This is a genomic window from Micromonospora hortensis (genome assembly GCF_022230935.1).
GTDB classification, from domain to species: domain Bacteria; phylum Actinomycetota; class Actinomycetes; order Mycobacteriales; family Micromonosporaceae; genus Micromonospora; species Micromonospora hortensis.
This window is the reverse complement of sequence record NZ_JAKKFE010000065.1, coordinates 212980-232317: the sequence shown is the minus strand read 5'-3', so window position 1 is coordinate 232317 and position 19338 is coordinate 212980. Positions and strand designations below refer to the sequence as shown.

General features: G+C 72.1%; 18 protein-coding genes. 10 read left to right on the top strand and 8 right to left on the bottom strand.

The window, feature by feature from the left end; translation table 11 throughout:
• From NIE111_RS29250 to NIE111_RS29235, 4 genes are all read left to right on the top strand, one after another.
• Positions 1-2505 (top strand): ATP-dependent helicase (locus NIE111_RS29250; RefSeq protein WP_238687471.1); only part of this gene is annotated, 2505 nt, incomplete at its 5' end.
• Between the two features lie 226 nt (positions 2506-2731).
• On the top strand, positions 2732-2935 hold the full coding sequence (gene cspE, locus NIE111_RS29245; RefSeq protein ID WP_007464836.1) for a transcription antiterminator/RNA stability regulator CspE: 204 nt from the start codon (positions 2732-2734) through the stop codon (positions 2933-2935).
• A 224-nt stretch (positions 2936-3159) separates the two neighbouring features.
• Positions 3160-4473, top strand: a complete 1314-nt coding sequence (locus NIE111_RS29240) for a DEAD/DEAH box helicase (protein ID WP_238687470.1) — start codon at positions 3160-3162, stop codon at positions 4471-4473.
• 245 nt (positions 4474-4718) lie between these two features.
• Positions 4719-4919, top strand: a complete 201-nt coding sequence (locus tag NIE111_RS29235) for a hypothetical protein (RefSeq protein ID WP_238687469.1) — start codon at positions 4719-4721, stop codon at positions 4917-4919.
• Between the two features lie 221 nt (positions 4920-5140).
• Here NIE111_RS29235 and NIE111_RS29230 read toward each other — a convergent pair whose 3' ends face one another.
• Genes NIE111_RS29230 through NIE111_RS29215 form a run of 4 tightly spaced genes read right to left on the bottom strand, consistent with a single transcriptional unit; the run spans position 5141 to position 8294 of the window.
• Positions 5141-5578 (bottom strand): RrF2 family transcriptional regulator, encoded by a 438-nt coding sequence (locus NIE111_RS29230; RefSeq protein WP_238687468.1) that lies wholly within the window; start codon positions 5576-5578, stop codon positions 5141-5143.
• Between the two features lies 1 nt (position 5579).
• Entirely contained in the window at positions 5580-6464 is an 885-nt protein-coding gene (locus NIE111_RS29225) for an ABC transporter permease (protein ID WP_238687467.1), read from the bottom strand.
• On the bottom strand, positions 6454-7233 hold the full coding sequence (locus NIE111_RS29220; protein ID WP_238687466.1) for an ABC transporter ATP-binding protein: 780 nt from the start codon (positions 7231-7233) through the stop codon (positions 6454-6456). Before NIE111_RS29220 ends, NIE111_RS29225 begins: the two co-directional genes overlap by 11 nt.
• Complete coding sequence (locus tag NIE111_RS29215; RefSeq protein ID WP_238687465.1) at positions 7230-8294, bottom strand: ABC transporter substrate-binding protein; 1065 nt, start codon at positions 8292-8294, stop codon at positions 7230-7232. The genes NIE111_RS29220 and NIE111_RS29215 overlap by 4 nt, the downstream gene beginning before the upstream one ends.
• Before the next feature lie 173 nt (positions 8295-8467).
• On the opposite strand from NIE111_RS29215, the gene NIE111_RS29210 reads away from it, so the two are divergent.
• The 4 genes from NIE111_RS29210 to nudC all read left to right on the top strand — a co-directional run bounded on the left by NIE111_RS29210 (position 8468) and on the right by nudC (position 13330).
• Entirely contained in the window at positions 8468-9583 is a 1116-nt protein-coding gene (locus NIE111_RS29210) for an LLM class flavin-dependent oxidoreductase (RefSeq protein ID WP_238687464.1), read from the top strand.
• Positions 9584-9593: 10 nt separating this feature from the next.
• Positions 9594-10904: a M16 family metallopeptidase gene (locus tag NIE111_RS29205; RefSeq protein WP_238687463.1), complete on the top strand. Its 1311-nt coding sequence runs from the start codon at positions 9594-9596 to the stop codon at positions 10902-10904.
• A 55-nt stretch (positions 10905-10959) separates the two neighbouring features.
• On the top strand, positions 10960-12303 hold the full coding sequence (locus tag NIE111_RS29200; RefSeq protein WP_238687462.1) for a M16 family metallopeptidase: 1344 nt from the start codon (positions 10960-10962) through the stop codon (positions 12301-12303).
• Positions 12304-12370: 67 nt separating this feature from the next.
• Positions 12371-13330: an NAD(+) diphosphatase gene (nudC, locus tag NIE111_RS29195; protein ID WP_238687461.1), complete on the top strand. Its 960-nt coding sequence runs from the start codon at positions 12371-12373 to the stop codon at positions 13328-13330.
• 127 nt (positions 13331-13457) lie between these two features.
• On the opposite strand, the gene NIE111_RS29190 is transcribed toward nudC, so the two are convergent.
• The 3 genes from NIE111_RS29190 to NIE111_RS29180 all read right to left on the bottom strand — a co-directional run bounded on the left by NIE111_RS29190 (position 13458) and on the right by NIE111_RS29180 (position 15241).
• Positions 13458-13733, bottom strand: a complete 276-nt coding sequence (locus NIE111_RS29190; RefSeq protein WP_091406149.1) for a hypothetical protein — start codon at positions 13731-13733, stop codon at positions 13458-13460.
• A gap of 213 nt (positions 13734-13946) precedes the next feature.
• Positions 13947-14186, bottom strand: coding sequence for a DUF397 domain-containing protein (locus NIE111_RS29185; RefSeq protein ID WP_112583698.1), 240 nt, complete (start codon positions 14184-14186; stop codon positions 13947-13949).
• 74 nt (positions 14187-14260) lie between these two features.
• Positions 14261-15241 (bottom strand): helix-turn-helix domain-containing protein, encoded by a 981-nt coding sequence (locus NIE111_RS29180; protein ID WP_238687460.1) that lies wholly within the window; start codon positions 15239-15241, stop codon positions 14261-14263.
• A gap of 213 nt (positions 15242-15454) precedes the next feature.
• On the opposite strand from NIE111_RS29180, the gene NIE111_RS29175 reads away from it, so the two are divergent.
• Entirely contained in the window at positions 15455-16822 is a 1368-nt protein-coding gene (locus NIE111_RS29175) for an MFS transporter (RefSeq protein WP_238687459.1), read from the top strand.
• Here the strand turns inward: NIE111_RS29175 and NIE111_RS29170 are convergent.
• Entirely contained in the window at positions 16812-17054 is a 243-nt protein-coding gene (locus NIE111_RS29170) for a mycoredoxin (protein WP_112681335.1), read from the bottom strand. The genes NIE111_RS29175 and NIE111_RS29170 overlap by 11 nt on opposite strands.
• 92 nt (positions 17055-17146) lie before the next feature.
• On the opposite strand from NIE111_RS29170, the gene NIE111_RS29165 reads away from it, so the two are divergent.
• Positions 17147-19312: an ATP-dependent DNA helicase UvrD2 gene (locus tag NIE111_RS29165; RefSeq protein ID WP_238687458.1), complete on the top strand. Its 2166-nt coding sequence runs from the start codon at positions 17147-17149 to the stop codon at positions 19310-19312.
• Positions 19313-19338 lie beyond the last annotated feature (26 nt).

Below are 19338 nucleotides of genomic sequence, written 5' to 3'. Positions count from 1 at the left end.
GCGGGCACCCTGGACCGGTTCCCCACCGAGTTCGCCCGCGCCAACGGTGAACCGGCCCCGGCGCTGGGGCTCACCACGAGCTGGCGCAACCGCCCGGAGATCCTCCGGGTGGCGAACGCGCTCTCCACCCCGCTGCGGGCGGCGGGTGCCCGGGTGCCGGAGCTGCGCTCCGCGCTGACCGTCCGGGACCCGATCCCGCACCGCAGCCCGGGCGGCGCGGCCGGCGGCACCGTGCACTGCGCGATGCTGCCCACGTACGCCGACGAGGCCGACTGGATCGCCGACAGCGTGCTGGCCGCCTGGCGTGGGGCGGCCGGGATGCCGGGCGCGACCCCGGAACACATCCCGGTGGACCGCCGCCCGACGACCGCCGTGCTGGTCCGGGTGCGCAGCCAGATCCCGGCGATCGAGTCGGCGTTGCGCGAGCGGGGCCTACCGGTCGAGGTGGTCGGGCTGGGTGGCCTGCTGGACACCCCCGAGGTGCGCGACGTGGTCTGCACGCTGCGGGTCCTGGCCGACCCGACCGATGGCGCCGCGCTGCTGCGGTTGCTCACCGGTGCCCGTTGGCGGATCGGGCCACGTGACCTGGTGGCGTTGCACCGACGAGCGCGGGCCATCGCGAACGCCCGGCGACAGGTGGCCGCCGACGAGGCCTCGGAGATCAGCCCCGACCTGTTGGACGAGGCGACCCTGGTGGAGGCGTTGGCCGACCTCGGGCCGGCGCAGGCGTACTCGGCCGAGGGGTTCGCGCGGCTGCGCGCGTACGGCCGGGAACTGGCGCTGCTGCGCTACCGGCTGGACCAGGCGCTGCCGGACCTGATCGCGGACATCGAGCGGACCATCGGCCTGGACGTGGAGGTCGCGGTGCGGGCCGGCCGGGACGGCGCCGGCGACGCGGGCCTGGCCCGGGGGCATCTGGACGCGCTCGGCGACGTGGCGGCCCGGTTCAGCGGGGAGACGCCCGGCGCGACCCTGTCCGGCTTCCTGTCCTACCTGGCCGCCGCCGAGGACGAGGAGCGCGGTCTGGCGCCGGGCGAGGTCGAGGTGGTGGAGGGCGCGGTGCAGGTGGTCACCGCGCATGCCGCCAAGGGCCTGGAGTGGGACGTCGTCGCGGTGGCCGGGCTCAGTCGTGGTCTGTGGCCGGGGCCGGTGCGCAACTCCGACCACTGGCTGGGTGGGCTGGGCGTGCTGCCGTTCCCGCTGCGCGGCGACGCCGACGGGCTGCCCGAGTTGGCACTCGACGAGGCGGGGGACCAGCGGGCCGTGGCGCGGGCGGTGACCGACTTCACCGACGCGTGGCGGGCCCACGACGAGCGGGAGGAACGCCGGCTGACGTATGTGGCGGTCACCCGGCCGCGTCGGCTGCTGCTCTGCTCCGGTTACTGGTGGGGGGAGGGCACGAAGCGACCGCGAGGTCCGTCGGTCTTCCTGCGTGAGGTGTACGACGCCTGCCTCGACGGCGGGCCGGGGCACCTGATCGACGCGTGGGCGCCGGAGCCGACTCCCGACGCGACGAACCCCACTGCCGAGGTGGTGCTCCGCGCGGAGTGGCCGGCCGACCCGCTGGGCGGTCGACGGCCGGCGTTGGCCGAGGCGGCCGGGCTGGTGCGTCGCCTGATGGCCGACGGCCCGACGGCGGCGCTCCCCGGGCCGGTCGGGCCGGTGCTCCCCGGGCCGGTGCTCGCCGGGCCGGTCGGGCCGGTGTCGCCGGTCGGGCCGGTGTCGCCGGTCGGGTCGGAGGTCGGGCCGGTGTTTGCCGGGCCGGTGCCGTCGATCGAGGCCGAAACGGTCGAGCCGGAGGTGGATCCGGAGGTGGCGCGCTGGCAGCGCGAGGCGGACCTGCTGTTGGCGGAGCGCGCCGAGCTGACCCGGCTCTCCGGTGCGGTCGAGGTGGCGCTGCCCGGGGCGCTGAGCGTCACCCAACTGGTCGCGCTGCGGCGCGATCCGGCGGCGCTGGCCCGTACGCTGCGTCGCCCGGTGCCGGCCGAACCCAACCCGTACGCCCGTCGAGGCACCGCCTTCCACGCCTGGCTGGAGCAGCGCTTCGGCGCCGACCGCCTGTTGGACCTGGACGAGCTGCCCGGCGCGGCCGACGCCGATGCCGCACCCGACGAGGCGCTGATCGAGCTTCAGGAGCGGTTCCTGGCCAGCGAGTGGGCCGACCGGTCACCGGTGGAGGTGGAGGTGCCCTTCGCCACTGTGATCGCCGGAGTGGTGGTGCGGGGCCGGATGGACGCGGTCTTCGCCCGGCCGGGTGGCCGGTTCGACGTGGTCGACTGGAAGACCGGCGCGCAGCCCACCGGGCCGGCGGCCGACGTGGCCGCCGTGCAGCTGGCGGTGTACCGGCTGGCCTGGGCGGAGTTGGCCGGCGTGCCGGTCGATCGGGTGGGCGCGGCGTTCCACTACGTCCGCCATGGGGTGACCGTACGGCCCGCCGACCTGCTGGATGTGACGGGCCTCACCGCCATGATCGCCCAGTTGCCCGAGGATTCTGCCCAACATTGACCATGGCGGGGAAAACCGTGGTAGGTTGACCGGGTTGCAGTTTTGGTTACCAGAGACTCTGTGTGCGCCTGGCGGGATTGTGGCCCCAGGCGCTCTTTGTTGTGTCCGGAGTTCTCCGGGCGGGGCGACCAGAAGCGACAGGCGATTCGCGCATCCCCGCGCGGAGCGCTCCTCTTCGGGCACGCAACAAGTGCGCGTCCGACGTTCCGTCAAGGAGACGAAACACATGGCTATTGGCACCGTGAAGTGGTTCAACGCTGACAAGGGCTTCGGCTTCATCACCCCCGACGGCGGCGGCGCCGACGTTTTCGCCCACTTCTCGGCGATCCAGTCCTCCGGCTACCGGAGCCTGGACGAGAACCAGCGGGTCGAGTTCGAGGTGACCCAGGGCCAGAAGGGCCCGCAGGCGGAGAACATCCGCCCGCTCTGATCTTCGGATCGGTCAGCATTACCTGTCGCGCCCTCCGGGTGTGACGGTGACGGGACCGGCCCGCCCCGCTGCCACCTGCCTACGCAGGCGGCGGCCCGGCGGCGGGCCGGCCTGTACTCCCTTTCGGTTCGTGCTTGTGAGTCCTGGCTGCCTTGCGCCGCCGGTTGACAGCGCCGACTTCGGCGCCCTCCCTCGACACGTGCCGCGTCGAGGAAGGCTTTCGCATGACCACAGTTATTCCGTCGTTCGCTCATACCGGTCTGGCACCGGCGCTGCTCACCGCGCTGACCGCGCAGGGCATCACCGAGCCGTTCCCGATCCAGACGGCGACGCTGCCCGACTCGCTCGCCGGCCGGGACGTGCTGGGCCGCGGTCGTACCGGCTCCGGCAAGACTCTCGCCTTCGGGCTTCCGCTGCTGTCCCGTACCGCTGGCCGTAAGGCCCGGCCGGGTCGCCCGCTGGCCCTGGTGCTGGTGCCGACCCGCGAGCTGGCTCAGCAGGTCACCACCGCGCTGGCCCCGTACGCCCGCGCCGTCGGGCTGCGCTGCGCCACCGTCGTGGGCGGGCTGTCGTTGCAGCGGCAGGCGGACGCCCTGCGCGCCGGCACCGAGGTTGTCGTCGCCACCCCCGGTCGCCTGCACGACCTGATCAACCGTGGCGACGCCCGGCTCGACCAGGTCGAGATCACAGTGCTCGACGAGGCCGACCAGATGGCCGACATGGGCTTCCTGCCGCAGGTCACCAAGCTGCTGGAGCAGGTCGCGCCGCAGGGGCAGCGGATGCTCTTCTCCGCGACCCTGGACGGCGGCGTGGACCGGCTGGTCCGCCGTTTCCTGAGCAACCCGGTCACCCACTCGGTCGACCCGGGCACCGCGACGGTCACCGCTATGACCCACCACGTGCTGCACGTCGACGCTGCGGACAAGCCCGACGCGTTGACCCGGATCGCCGCCCGTGAGGGCCGCACCATCCTGTTCATGGGCACCAAGCACCGCGCCGACCGGCTGGCCCGCCAACTGCTCTCCAAGGGCGTACGCGCGGCAGCGCTGCACGGCGGCAAGTCCCAGCCGCAGCGCACCCGGATCCTGGAGCAGTTCCGCAACGGTCAGGTGACCGCCCTGGTCGCCACCGACGTGGCGGCCCGTGGCATCCACGTGGACGGCCTGGACATGGTGGTCAACGTGGACCCGCCGACCGAGGCGAAGGACTACCTGCACCGGGGCGGCCGTACCGCCCGGGCCGGCGAGTCCGGTTCCGTGGTCACCCTGGTCCTGCCGGAGCAGCGCCGGGACGTGTCCCGGCTGATGGCCACCGCCGGTATCCGGCCCGAGTCGGTCCAGGTCCGCGCGGGTGACGGATCGCTGGCCCGGGTGACCGGCGCCCGCGAGCCGTCCGGCGTGCCGGTGACCATCGTCGCTCCGCCGGCGCCCGTCTCTCGGGCCCGTACCTCCGGCGGCTCGGCCGCCGATGGTGGCGCCCGTCCGGCGCACCGCGCGTCGGGCCGGTCCCGTCGGCCGCGTCGTCCCCGTACCGTCTGATCGTCTGCACGTCGACCGACCCGTCCCGCTTCGGCGGGGCGGGTCGGTTTTGTCTGCGCGGTGTTCCGGGCCGGTCGGCTGTCCGTGCGGCCCGACCGGTCAGCCGACCGCGCCGTGCGGCCCGCTCTGCTGAGTCGGTAATCAGCCTTCGCTGGGTCGGCTGGCCGACTGCGCCCCGGCCGGACGTGGTCGAGGCTGACCGACGGGGGATGTCGGGCGGGGGGCCCGGCACGGGAGGGGTGACCATGGCGGGCGAAGCCGGCTCGGGCGCACTGCGTGAACTGATCCTGGTGGTCGCGGTCGCGCTCGCTGGGTTGTTGCTCGCCATGGTCGCGGCCTTCGCGCCCTGGCATGCCACCCCGGCGGGTAACGCTCCCGCCGGTCTGGTGGAGCTGCACAGTCCCGGCGACCCGGGCCTCGCCCCGGCGACCGCACACGTGGGCTGAGCAGCGACCGGCCTACCGGTGCCGGCGGAGGGGCAGGCCCGGTCAGGATCGGTGCGAGATGTGGTCGGGTCGGCGGGGCACCGGCCCGGCCACATCGCCTCACGCCCCCGCAGCCCCTCCCGACGCGCCGATCTTGCACTTTCGGATGTCGATATGATCGAAATGTCTCTTATGCGGGGACAGTAAGTGCAAGATCGCGGAGCTGGGGGTGTGACCGGGACTCACCTTGTGGTGGGGGCGTGGGTGAGCAGGTCGGTCAGGGTGGTGCTGTCGACCACGGTGGCGATCGCCCCGTGCACCGCCAGCCAGACGTCGGTGAGCCCGGCGGCCACCCCGTGGTAGCCGGCCCGCTCGGCCGGCAGGCCGCGCACCGTGGTGAGCGAGCCGCCGACCGCACGCAGCACGTCTCCGACGGTGATCTCGTCGGCTGGGCGGGTCAGCGCGTACCCGCCGTCGGCGCCACGATGGCTGTGCAGCAGACCGGCCCGACGCAGGTCGAGCAGGATGCCCTGCAGGAAGCTGAGCGGGATGTCCTGCACCTCGGCCAGGCTGGCCGCCTTCACCAACTCCCCGACCCGGTCGCCGTCGCCGCCACCACCGGCGGCAGCGACGGCGAGCATCGCCCGGAGCGCGTAGTCGCTGCGCGCGGAGACGAACACGTCACTGACCGGCCTGGTCCAGTACGCCCCAGCGGCGCCTGATCGCCTTGTCCGCAGCGCCGAACGCGGCGTCCACGACGAGGCCGACGACCAGGATGACGATCATCGTGGAGAGCAGCCAGGGTGAGTCGGACAACTCGCGGGAGTAGGTGAGCTGGGCGCCGAGCGAGGTCTGCGAGATGCCGACCACGAGCAGCTCACCCGCCATCAGGCTGCGCCAGGAGAACGCCCAGCCCTGCTTGAGGCCGGCGACGATCGCCGGAAGGGCGGCCGGTGCGATGACGTAACGGTAGAGGTTGAGCCCTCGGGCGCCCAGGTTGCGGCCCGCACGCAGCAGCAGCGGCGGCACGTAGTCCACTCCGGAGATCACCCCGTTGGCAATGGACGGTGCCGCGCCGAGCACCACCACGAAGAAGATCGCCTTCTCGCTCAGCTCGAAGAGCAGGATGGCCAGCGGGAACCAGGCGATCGACGGCATGGTCTGCAACGCGGTGATCATCGAGCCGATGGCGGCGCGCAGCACCGTGGACCGGGCTACCGCGAGGCCCAGCAGCAGGCCCACGGCTACCGAGAAGACGTACCCGACGGCGGCCCGGCGCAACGTGGTGGCTATGCCTTCCCAGAGCTGCGGGCCCTGGGCCTGGGTCAGCAACTCGCGGCCGACCTCCAGCGGCCCCGGCAACGAGTAAGGCGGCTTCCAACCCGTCCAGACCACGAACTGCCAGGCGGCGATGGTGATGGCCAGGGCGGCGAGCTTGGGCCAGGTGGCCGCCCAGATCCGGGTGCCCCGGGAGACCTCCTTGTCCCGACCGGCGATCTCCAGCGCGTCGAGGCCGGTGATCTCCGCGTCGGTACGCGCCGAACTGGTCAGGGTGTCACTGGCCATGGCGGCCCACCTCCGTACGGAGCCGCTCGGTGACCTCGGCGGCGATGGCGGCGACCTCGGGGGAGTCGATCCGGCGAGGGCGCGGGATGTTCACCTCGGTGGAGTAGATGATCCGGCCGGGTCGGCTGGAGAGCAGGATGATCCGGTCGGCCAGCCGGGCCGCCTCGCGGACGTTGTGCGTCACGAAGAGCACCGAGAGTTTGCGCTCGGACCAGATCCGTTCCAGCTCGTCGTGCAGGATGTCCCGGGTCATCGCGTCCAGCGCGCCGAACGGCTCGTCCATCAGCAGCACCGGAGTGTCCAGGGCCAGCGTGCGGGCGAGCGCGACCCGCTGCCGCATTCCGCCGGAGAGCTCGTGCGGGCGCTTGCGGCCGAAGTCGGCAAGGTGCACCGTCCGCAGCAGCTCGGCCACCCGCTCACGGCGTTGGGCCCGGGGGAGCCGACGCAGCTTGAGCGGCACCTCCACGTTGGCGTCGACGGTCAGCCACGGGAAGAGCGCCGGCTCCTGGAACATCAGGCCCGGGTTGGCGTCGCCGGCCAGGGTGATCTGCCCACCGCTGACCCGGTCCAGCCCGGCCACCAGGTTGAGCAGGGTGCTCTTGCCGCAGCCGGACGCGCCGACCAGGCAGACGAACTCGCCGGGCGCGACGTTCAGCGACACACCGTCCAGGGCCAGGACGGCGTTCGCCCCGCGCCCGTACACCTTGGTCACGCCGGAGAGCGCGACCGCTGTGGTCGCGCTCCGCGGCGTCGTCGTCGTCGACGTCATGGCTGGACGACCTCGGACTTGCCCTGCGCCTTGAGCGCGTTGTTGAGGTACTTCAGGTCGTACAGGCCCTTGAGGTCCACCGGCTCGGTCAGGTCCACGTCGACGGCGTGGTCGAGCCCTGCCTTCAGGGAGGACGAGATCGGGTCGTTCGTGAACTCCAACGTCGGCCACGCCTGCTTGATCAGCTTCAGGTCCAGCGGCTTTCCGGTGATCTTGCCGATGGCGTCGGAGATGGCCTGCTGCGCCTCCTCCGGTTTGGTGTTGACGAACTCGTTGGCGGCCACCTGACCGTCGACCAGCCTCTGCACCACGTCCGGGTGCGCCTTGAGGAACTTGGTGCTGACCAGCAGGTTGGTGATGACGAACTTCTTGTCCGGCCACAGGTCGCGCTCGTCGACGAGCACCTTGCCGCCGGCGTTGATCAGGCGGGAGACGAACGGCTCGGGCACCCAGGCACCGTCGATCGCGCCGCTGTTGAACGTCTCGATGGTCTGGGCGTTCTCCTGCGGCACGATCTTGACGTCGCCTCCACCTTCCTTGGTGGTGGTGAGGCCCTGCTGCTTGAGCCAGTAACGGATCGCCACGTCCTGGGTGTTGCCCAGTTGCGGGGTGGCGATCTTCTTGCCCTTCAGGTCCTGCGCCCCGGTGATGCCGGGCTTGACGACCAGTGCCACGCCGCCGGAGGCCGCGCCGGAGATGACCCGGACGGCTTCGCCCTTTGACTTGGAGAAGGCGTTCACCGTCGGGTTCGGACCGATGTAGGTGGCGTCCAGCGCGCCGGAGAAGACCGCCTCGATGGCGGCCGGACCGGCGTTGAAGGTCTTCGGGTCCAGCTTGACGTTGGTGCCGAGCTTCTCCGCGAAGATGCCCTTCTCCACGCCGACGACCGCCGGCGCGTGGGTGATGTTGGGGAAGTAGCCGAGGCGCAGCGTCACCGGGCCGGAGCTGCCGCCCGCGCCATCGCTGTCGTCGCCGCACGCGGCGGTGCTGCCCAGGGTCGCCGCGCCGAGGGCGGCGAGGGTGGCCAGGGTGACCAACCGGCGCAGGGGGAGCCGTCTCATCGTCCATCCAATCCGCAGTATTCCTACTTAGTTGGTAGGAAGAGTGGGCCAGGCCGCGGTCAGCGTCAAGGCTCATCCACATGGCGGGATGGCGCGTCTCAGTTATGTCGGTATTTCCTACCAGCTTGCTAGGGTAACCGGCATTCGGTCACCGGCAGAGAGGCGACTTCGCGATGACCTTCCACTGGTTCCTGCCCACCTCCGGCGACGGCGACCAGGTCGGTGCCGCCACAGTCACCGCTGGCGCCGCGAGGCACGACCGGGCCGCGACGGTGGCCTACCTGGCCGAGGTTGGCCGGGCCGCCGAGACGAACGGGTTCACCGCCGTTCTCACACCGGTGGGCGCCGGCTGCCCCGACCCGTGGATCGTCTGCGCGGCGGTCGCCCAGCACACCGAGCGGCTCGGCATGCTGGTCGCGGTCCGGGCCGGTTTCGCGCTGCCCACCCTGATCGCCCAGCAGGCCGAGGCGTTCCAGGCCGTCTCGGGTGGCCGGCTCTCGCTCAACATCGTGACCGGGGGCGACCCGGCCGAGCAGCGGGCGTACGGCGACTTCCTCGGGCACGACGACCGCTACGCGCGCACCGGCGAGTTCGTCGAGGTGCTTCGCCGTGCCTGGGCCGGCGGGCCGTTCGACTACGCCGGAAAGCACTACCGGGTCGACGGCGGCGGCCTGGCCACCCCGCTCGCCGCGCCGCCGCCGGTCTACTTCGGCGGCGCGTCCCCGGCTGCCGAGACGGTGTCCGCCCGGCAGGCCGACGTGTACCTGATGTGGGGTGAACCACCGACGTCCATCGCGGCCCGGGTCGCCCGGGTCCGGGCGCTCGCCGCCGAGCACTGCCGCACAGTGCGCACGGGCCTCCGCCTGCACGTCATCGCCCGTCCGACCAGCGCGCAGGCGTGGGCCGAGGCGGACCGGCTGCTGGCCGGGATGAGCCCGGAGCGGATCGCCGCCGCCCAGGCCCGGTTCCGCCGGATGGACTCGGTGGGTCAGGCCCGGATGGCCGCGCTGAACGCCGGCCGCAGCGACGGGCTCACCGTCGCACCGAACCTCTGGGCCGGCGTCGGCCTGGTCCGCGAGGGCGCCGGCACCGCGCTGGTCGGCAGCTACGCCGAGGTTGCGGCCCGCATCGACGAGTACGCCGCGCTCGGCGTCGACGAATTCATCCTCTCCGGCTGGCCGCACCGCGAGGAGGCCGAGCGGGTCGGCGCCGAGGTGCTGCCCCTGGTGACAGCCCCGGTCGCGGCGGCTCCGGGAAGGTCGCGGGTGGCGGAGGTGCCGACGCGCTAGGGTCGACTCCGTGGCGGCGCGGAGATCCAGAATTCCAGCGACGAAGTATCCGGTCGAGCGGTTCACCCTCGACAACGGCCTGCGGGTGGTGCTCACCCCCGATCGCAGTGCCCCGGTGATCGGGGTGGCGGTGGTCTACGACGTCGGCATCCGCTCGGAACCGGAGGGGCGTACCGGCTTCGCCCACCTCTTCGAGCACCTGATGTTCCAGGGCTCGGAGAACCTGGAGAAGCTGGCCCACTTCCGGCACGTGCAGGGCGCGGGTGGCACCTTCAACGGTTCCACCCACCTGGACTACACCGACTACTTCGAGACGCTGCCGAGCAACGCGCTGGAGCGCGCGCTGTTCCTGGAGGCGGACCGGATGCGTGGGCCCCGGCTGACCGAGGAGAACCTGCGCAACCAGGTCGACGTGGTCAAGGAGGAGATCCGGGTCAACGTCCTCAACAGGCCGTACGGCGGCTTCCCCTGGCTCACTCTGCCGCCGGTCATGTTCGACACCTTCCCGAACGCCCACGACGGCTACGGTTCCTTCGACGACCTGGAGTCGGCGACCGTCGCCGACGCCGCGGACTTCTTCCGCCGCTACTACGCCAGCGGCAACGCCGTGCTGGCCGTCAGCGGCGACATCGACGTGGCCGAGGCGACCGAACTGGTCACCCGGCACTTCGGCGACGTGCCGGCCCGACCGGCACCGCAGCGGCCGGACTTCACCGAGCCCGACCTGAGTGCCGAGCGGCGCACCTCGTACACCGATGCATTGGCGCCGCTGCCGGCGGTGGCCGGCGCCTGGCGCGTGCCCGACCCGGTCACCGACTTCGCCGGTTACCTGCCGTACGTGGTGCTGGCCGAGGTGCTCACCGACGGCGACGCGTCGCGGCTGGTCGAACGACTGGTGCAGCGGGACCGCACGGTGACCAGCCTCGGCGGATACATCGGTTTCATGGGCGACCCGTTCGACGTCCGCGACCCCACGGCGCTGCTGTTGCAGGCGCACCTGCCGCCCGGTGGCGACGTGGACAAGGTGCTGCGCACCATCGACGAGGAACTGGACCGGCTGGCCACCGACGGGCTGACCGACGGTGAACTGGCCCGCACCCAGGCCCGGATGGCGACCCACCTGCTACGGGACACCGACGCGGTGCTCGGTCGGGCGCTGCGGATGGCCGTGCTGGAGCAGCAACGCGGTGAACCGGGTCTGCTCAACGAACTGCCCCGGCTGGTCGGCGAGGTCACCGAGGAGCAGGTCCGGGCCGCCGCGGCCACAGTGCGCCCGGAGCGCCGGGCCGCCATCGAGGTCATCGCCGGAGGCGTTCGGTGAGCGCGAGGAGCGAGCCGGTTTTGCGAGCCCCACAGTCGCGAACGAAGGTGACACAGTGAGTATCGCTACTTCTCCTGCCGGTCCGCGTACGCTGCCGCCGCTCGGGCCGACCCGCAAGCTCAAGGTGCCCAAGCAGGCCGAGCGCACACTGCGCAACGGGCTCACAGTGATCGCCGTACGCCGGCCCGCCGTACCCCTCGTCGAACTGCGGCTCTGGGTGCCGTTCGGTCGGGTCCACCTGGCCCGCGGCGCGATGCTCTCGCAGACGATGCTCTCCGGCACCGAGTCGATGACCAGCGTGCAGATCGCCGCCGAGTTGCAGAAGGTGGGCGGCGGGCTGTCCGCGGGCGTCGACCCGGACCGGCTGATGCTCTCCGGCGCCGGGCTGGTCACCGGTCTGGACCGGATGCTGGAGCTGCTGGCCGAGGTGCTGACCGGTGCCAGCTACCCCAGCGACGAGGTGGCCACCGAACGGGACCGGCTGGTCGACCGGATCCAGGTGGCGCAGAGCCAGCCTTCGCACCTGGCCCGGGAGGCGCTGCTGAAGCGGATCTACGGCCGGCACCCGTACGCGACGCAGACGCCGGAGCCCGGCCAGATCCGTGCCGTCCGACCGGCGGCGCTGCGCACCCTGCACTCGGAGCGGGTCCACCCGACCGGCGCGCAGTTGGTGCTGGTCGGTGACGTGCAGCCGGAGAAGGCACTGGACGCGGCCGAGCGGGCGCTCGGCGGCTGGTCGGGTGCCGGGCGGGTGGCCGAGCTGCCGGCGACCCCGCCGCTGGAGCCGGGGCCACTGCTGCTGGTCGACCGGCCGGGCTCGGTGCAGTCCTCGCTGCGGATCGCGCTGCCAGCGGTGTCGCGCACCGAACCGGACCACGCCCCGCTGCAACTGGCCAACCTGATCTTCGGCGGCTACTTCTCCTCCCGGTGGGTGGAGAACATCCGCGAGGACAAGGGCTACACGTACGGCCCGCACTCGGTGATCGAGCACTCGGTCGCCGGGTCGGTGCTGGTCGCCGCCGCCGACGTGGCCACCGAGGTCACCGGCCCGGCGCTGCTGGAGACGACGTACGAGCTGGGTCGGTTGGCGTCGCTGCCGCCGAAGCCAGAGGAGTTGGAGCAGGCCCGGCAGTACGCCCTGGGCACCCTCCAGCTCGGCATGTCCACCCAGGCCGGGTTGGCGGCGTTGACCAGCGCGTACGCCGGCAACGGTCTGCGCCTGGACTTCCTCGCCGAGTACGCGGCGAGGTTGGCGAAGGCGAGCATCGACGACGTCGCGCAGGCGGCAGCCCGCTACCTTGCCCCGGCTCGGGCGGCGATAGTGGTGCTCGGCGACGCGGAGCGGATCACCCCCGGGCTGGCCGCGCTGACCACTGTTCACACCGAGCAGAAGGCGTGAGCGAGCGGAGCGCTGGCGTGAGCGAGCGAAGTGAGCGAACCATGGGGCTCAGCAGCGGAGCGGCGGCGTGAGCGGGGAGGCGGCGCCGCCGTTGGCGCGGTCCACGCTGGATCGGGCCGCGCACCGGCGGGGTGACTCGCAGTGGTTGACCGAGGCGTGGTTGCGCGCCCGGGTGCTGCTGCTCGATTCGACCGACGAGGGTCGGACTCTGGCCCGGACCGAGACGTCGCCTCCGACGTTGGTGTTGTTCGGGTCGGCTGACGTGCCCGCCGGGTCGGAGTCGATGGCGATGTTCCTGGGTGTCGAGCCGGACGGGGTGCCGGTCTTCGCTGTCGACGCGCCGCTGCCGGCAATCCCGGGGACCCGGGCGGTCCACCTCCGGGAGGTGGGTCACCTGCTCGCCGACCGCGAGGCCGGCATCTTCACCACCGCGTTGGCGCTGGTCAACTGGCACACCCGACACGGTTACTCGACGAGCACCGGCGCGCCGACCGCCATGGACGAGGCGGGTTGGTCCCGGGTGGACCGCAACGGTGGGCGGATCTGGCCGCGTACCGACCCGGCGATGATCGTGCTCGTCCACGACGGGGTGGACGGCCCGGACGGCCGCTGCCTGCTCGGCAACAACGCCGGCTGGCAGGGCACTCCGGGTGGTCGTCGCTACTCCTGCCTGGCCGGCTACGTGGAGCCGGGGGAGTCGGCGGAGGCCGCCGTGCTGCGCGAGGTCCGCGAGGAGGTGGGCATCGGGGTCGAGCGCATCGGGTACGTGGGCAGCCAGGCCTGGCCGTTCCCCGGCTCGCTGATGCTGGGCTTCCTGGCCACCGCGAACCCGACCGAGCCGGTGCGGGTCGACCCGTCCGAGATCGCGTACGCCAGGTGGTTCTCCCGCGGGGAGATCGGGGCGGCGTTGGCCGGGCAGACGGTGGACGTGGGTGACGGGGCCCGGCTGATTCTGCCGCCTCCGTCGTCGATAGCGCTGTTCCTCATCCACCGCTGGCTGGACGGATGGGTGGACGCCGACAGTTGAGCACGGTCCCGGCCCGTGGCCGCCGTTGCCGCGGCGGTCACGGGCCGGGAACACGGGCCGTCGTGGTCGGCGGGTGCGAGTAACGCGGCGGGGGAGCCGGTCCGACCACGACGGACGACCTGTGGAATCAGGTGCCGGTGCGGCCCGGTCTGTGTCGGAAGGCGGGCCGCGACTCGATCAGCGGGAGGACCTTGACCCGTTGCTTTCCGGCGCGGACCGCGCCGACGGTGGCAAGGGCGCGGGCCAGCAGCAGCGCGGCGTCCCGGTCCTCGGCGTGCACGATCTGCCGGCGCGGCTCGGGCGTGGTCGTCTCGTCGCGGAGTCGGTGGCCGTCCGCCCAGGCGGCGGCGATGTCCCCGTCAGCGACGGCGCGGATGTCGGTGCGAACGATCAGGAACCGCATGAGGGTCTCCGGATGAACCGCGACGGATGAGCCAGTGTGGAAGTTCCACGTACTCGAGGGTCATGTTACGCCCCGTGTTCGTCCCAGCAACTGAAACGCGCCTATCGGTTTCGAGCCTCGTCCGATCGGCGGATGGCTGCTCAGCAGGGTCGCCGGGTCGTACAGCGACGGGGCCGCCGGCAGTGCGCCGACGGCCCCGTACCAGTCACCGAATCAGTTCAGATCGAACTGGCCCTTCTTCGCCCCGGTGATGAAACCGAGCCATCCCGCGCGGTTGAACAGCAGGACCGGGCCGCCCCGGTCCTTGCTGTCGCGCAGGGCGACCGCCGACGGGCCGGTGGCCAGTGGGGCGACCTCCACGCAGTTGGAGGTCTGGCTGCGTGTGCTGGTACGCCACGGGGCGTCCGCCAACGAGTGGGCGGAGACGGACGGCGTGTTGCGGATTTCGTTCATGGCTCTGCTCCTGATGTGCAGCGATCCGATGGGACGAGTGGTGCCGCACGTCCCGACGGAGGGTCCCCCGTGGATCACCGGTCCGTCAGTCGCCCCGATTCCCTGCGGCGTTGGGTCGGCGCCGTTGCCGGCCCGAACGCCACTGTGGATGGGGGCGTCGCCTCGGTCAGCCGTCCCGTCGCCTCGATCAGCCAGGAGAGGGTGTCCGAGGCGTTAAGTGCCGCCGTGCATAGCCACTCGAACACCACTTTATAGCGATTTAGCGTGATTGACTCGGTCGACATGACGTCGGTGAAGCCACCTTCGATGGCCAATGTCTCCGGATCGAGGGGATCGGCGAACCGATAGACCGAGAAGGCGGTCGGCGGAAGGTACCAATTGCCGATCTGGGTGTCCCGGGGGAGCACGTGCAGGGCCACGTTGGGCAGCAGCGCCAACTCGCAGAGCTGGAGCAGTTGTTCGTGCAGCACCTCCGGCGGCCCGGCCCGGCGGCCGAGAGCCGCCTCCTCCAACACGGCGGTGTAGCGGGGAGCATGCGGCTCGCGGGTCAGCAGCGACTGGCGGGCCAGCCGCGCCTGCACCTCGGTCTCCGGCTCGTCGCCGGGCTCCGGCTCGCCCGCGCCCGCGTTCACCTGTCGGGCCGACATGATCCGGAGCTGGGCGTACCCGGGGGTCTGCAACAGGCCCGGCACCAGCACCGGGTTGTACTCGGAGATCTCCGCGCAGCCCGCCTCCAACTCGGCCCAACCGCGCTGTTGCTGCGTCATCACCGGGAAGTTCTTCAACCAGCCGCGCATGTCGCCGGCCTCGTTGGTGATGCCCAGCAGCTCGTCGTGCAGCGCCTGGTCGGCGCCGTAGAGGTCGAGCAGGTCGCCGACGTCCTGCGGGTCCGGTCGGCTGCGGCCGTTCTCCAAGCGGGACAGTTTGGACGCGGAGGCCCAACCGATACGCTCGATGACCTGATCGCCGGTGAGGCCCGCGGCCTCACGAAGGCGGCGCAGCTCGACGCCCAACCGGCGACGACGCAGGATCGGGCTGGGTGCGGCAGGAGGCACAGTGTCCTCTTTCCCGTCGACCGCCGCAGACGCGACGGTAACTGTATGAAATTCGCCCCCCACGGTCAGTATGGACGGCGCGACCGGTGTCGGAGGTTCCGGCGAGGGCGTGTCTTGCGAAAATCGCACCACGGGAATGCCGGATGACGACGGACCCGCGGTCGCGGCCCGTCGACCTCGCCCACCTGGGCAGCCATCCCGCCGGAGGGACCCATGCGCACGATCCTGCGCCGACCCGACTTCCGCCTGCTCTTCGGCGGCCTGCTGGCCAGCATGACCGCCGAGTCGATCCTGCTGCTCGCACTCGCCATCTGGGTCAAGGATCTGACCGGCTCGAACGGGTTGGCCGGTGCCACGATCTTCGCGGTCATCGCGCCGATGACGCTGGCGCCGCTGGTCGGCTGGGTTGTCGACCGCTACCCGCGCCGACCGTTCTTCGTGGCCGCGAACGTGCTGACCGCGGCCCTGCTCGCCCCGTTGTTCACAGTCCGGGACGCTGGCGACGTCTGGGTCGTCTATCTGGTGGCCGCCCTGTACGGACTCTCGTCGATCACGCTCGGCGCGGCGCTCAGTGGGCTCATCCGCGAGATGGTGCCGGTCGAGTTGCTGGCCGACGCGAACGGCGTGCTGCAGACCGTACGTCAGGGGATCCGGCTGGTCGGACCGCTGGTGGGCGCGGCGCTCTACGCGGCGCTCGGTGGGTGGGTGCTGGCCGGAATCGGCATGGTCGGATTTCTGACCGCGGCGGCGGTGGTCACCGCGCTGCCCACCCCGCAACGGCTGCCACCGCCAGTACGGCTACGGTGGCCGGCCGAACTGGGCGCCGGTCTGCGGCACCTGGCCGGTGAGCCGGCCCTGCGACGGGCCCTGCTCGGCTACGGGCTCGGGTCACTGGTGATGGGCTTCAGCGAGTCGCTCATCTTCGCCTACGTCGACCAGGGGCTGCACCGGGATGCCGCGTTCGTGGGGGTGCTGGTCACCGTGCAGGGCGTCGGTGGGTTGCTCGGTGGGCTCTGCTCACCGACGCTGGTCCGCCGGCTCGGCGAGGTCGGCACGCTGGCCGCCGGAGTCGCCTTCTTCTCTCCGGCCGCGCTCGCGCTCGCGTTCCCCGATCTGTGGCTCGGGTTCGCCGCGGTGCTGCTGGCCGGGGTCTCGCTCCCGCTGACGATGGTGGGTTTGCACACGCTGATCCAGCGCCGCACGCCGCCGTCGCTGGTCGGTCGGGTCGCCGCGGCCACCCAGGCGATGGTCAGCGGGCCGCAGGCGGTCTCCATCGGGGCGGGTGCCCTGCTGGTCGGGTTCGTGGACTACCGGCTGCTGTTCGCGCTGGTCGGGGTGGCCACCCTCGCCGCTGGCAGCTACCTGTGGCGGGGCCGGCACCTGAGCGCGCCGGGCGGGGCCCGCCCGCCGACGCCGCCCACCCGCCCGACGCTTCCGGCACCTCGCCGTCCGGCCGAGGACGCCGACCGACCCGGGCCTCCGGCACCCACCGACAGCGGCCACCCGTTCCCGAACACGACGAGCGGCCGCCCCGGGTGGGGCGGCCGCGCACCGAGAATGAACCGGAAGATCAGGCGTTGAGCGTCTCCAGGTGCTGCTTCACCTGGGTGATCGAGGGATTCGTCAGGGCACTGCCGTCGGCGAAGCGCAGCGTCGGCACCGTCTGGTTGCCGCCGTTGACGCTCATCACGAAGTCCGCGGCCTTCGGGTCCTGCTCGATGTCGACCACCTCGTACCCGATGCCCTCCCGGTCGAGCTGCGACTTCAGCCGGTGGCAGTAGCCGCACCAGGGGGTGGAATACATCGTCAGCATCCTCGGATCCTCCAACTCCTCCGGCCGCGGCTTGCGGATCAAGCCGAGCCTGTTCGCTGCAACGCTGGGAGGAGCTGAGATGATTCCTGGTTGTGGTGGTTCACTCAGCGTCGGAACAGGTGCTCGCCGGGCTGGACCCGGAGCAGCGCTCCGCCGTGACCGCACCCGCCGGCCCGGTCTGCATCCTGGCCGGCGCCGGCACCGGCAAGACCCGGGCGATCACCTCCCGAATCGCCCACCGGGCGCTCTCCGGGGAGATCTCCCCCCGGCACGTGCTCGCGGTCACCTTCACCGCCCGCGCCGCCGCCGAGATGCGACACCGCCTCACTCTGCTCGGGGCGAGCGGTGTCCAGGCCCGGACGTTTCACGCCGCCGCGCTGCGCCAGGTGCGGTACTTCGCGCCCCGGCTGCTGGCCGGCCGCGCCATGCCCGAACTGCTGGACAGCAAGGTACGACTGGTCACCCTCGCCGCCGCCCGGGTCGGCCTGCGTACCGACCGGGCCGCCGCCCGCGACCTGGCCGGCGAGATCGAGTGGGCGAAGTCGTCGCTGGTCGAGCCGACGGACTACGTGGTGGCCGCGGCCCGGGCACTGCGCGACACACCGCACGAGCCGACGAAGGTCGCCGACGTGTTCACCGCGTACGAGCAGCTCAAGCGCTCGAACGGCGTGATCGACTTCGAGGACATGCTGCGGGCCGCGGTGTGGGGCATCGAGGAGCACCCGGACGTCGGCGAGCAGATCCGCACCCAGTACCGGCACTTCGTGGTCGACGAGTACCAGGACGTCAACCCACTCCAGCAGCGGTTGCTGGACGCCTGGCTGGCCGGCCGCAACGACCTGACAGTGGTCGGCGACGCCAGCCAGACGATCTACTCGTTCACCGGGGCGACCTCGGCGTACCTGGTCGACTTCCCCCGCCGGCACCGCAACGCCACAGTGGTCCGGCTGGTCCGCGACTACCGCTCGACACCGCAGGTGGTCGGGCTGGCCAACGCGGTGATCTCCCAGGCCCGCGGCACCGAGGCGCGCCTGCGGCTGGAGTTGAGCGGGCAACGCCCACCCGGCCCCGAGCCGGACCTGCGGATCTTCACCGACGAGCCGGCCGAGGCGAACGCGGTGGCCGCGCGCTGCCGATCGCTGATCGACGCGGGCACGCCGGCGAAGGAGATCGCCGTGCTGTTCCGCGTCAACGCGCAGTCCGAGGCGTACGAGAAGGCGCTCACCGAGGCCGCGGTGCCGTACGTCGTGCAGGGCGCGGAGCGGTTCTTCGAACGGACCGAGGTGCGCCAGGCGATGGTCGCGCTGCGTGCGGCCACCCGATCGATCCCGGGGGAGACACCGCTGCCGGCCGCCGTCGTCGAGGCGCTCACCGCCGTCGGCTGGGCCCCGGACGCGCCCCCGGCCGGCGGCGCCGCCCGCGAGCGATGGGAGGCGCTGTCCGCGCTGGTCCAGCTCGCCGAGGAGTACGCGGCCACCCCCGAGGTCGTGCCGATCGGCGAGGCCGCCTCGGTGGAGCGCCCGGTCACCCTCACCGACTTCACCGAGGAGTTGGCGCGCCGGGCCGCCCAGCAGCACGTGCCGACGGTGGACGGCGTGACGCTGGCGTCCCTGCACTCGGCCAAGGGGTTGGAGTGGGACGCGGTCTTCCTGGTCGGCCTCGCCGAGGGCACCCTGCCCACCATCTACGCCAAGACCGTCGAACAGGTCGAGGAGGAGCGCCGGCTGCTCTACGTCGGGATCACCCGCGCCCGGGAGTGGCTGTGGCTGTCGTACGCCGCCGCGCGCTCGCCGGGCGGACGGGCCCGGCGGCCGTCGCGGTTCCTGCCGCAGCTGGACCGCTCCGGCGGCACCGAACGGGCGACCGGCGGCGCCGCTCCGGCCCGCAGTCCTGAACGACGGCGGACCCAGATCGTCTCCTGCCGGATCTGCGGCGCCACCCTGCTCGCCGGCCCGGACCGCAAGCTCGGCCGCTGCCCCACCTGCCCGTCCGACATAGACGATGAGCTGCACGAACGGCTGCGCGAGTGGCGGCAGCGGGTGGCCGGTGCGCAGAAGGTTCCGGCGTACGTGGTCTTCACCGACGCGACGCTTGTCGCGTTGGCCGAGCGACGTCCGGGCCGGTCGGAAGAGTTGATCGCCATCGCCGGTATCGGCCCGCGCAAACTGGGTCTCTACGGGGAGTCGGTGCTGGCCCTCGTGGCCGGTGCCGGGGTGGACGATGTCTGCCCGGAGAAAACTTTCGAAATCTCGTCGTAAATTCGTTTGCCCTCGCCCCGGCGCGA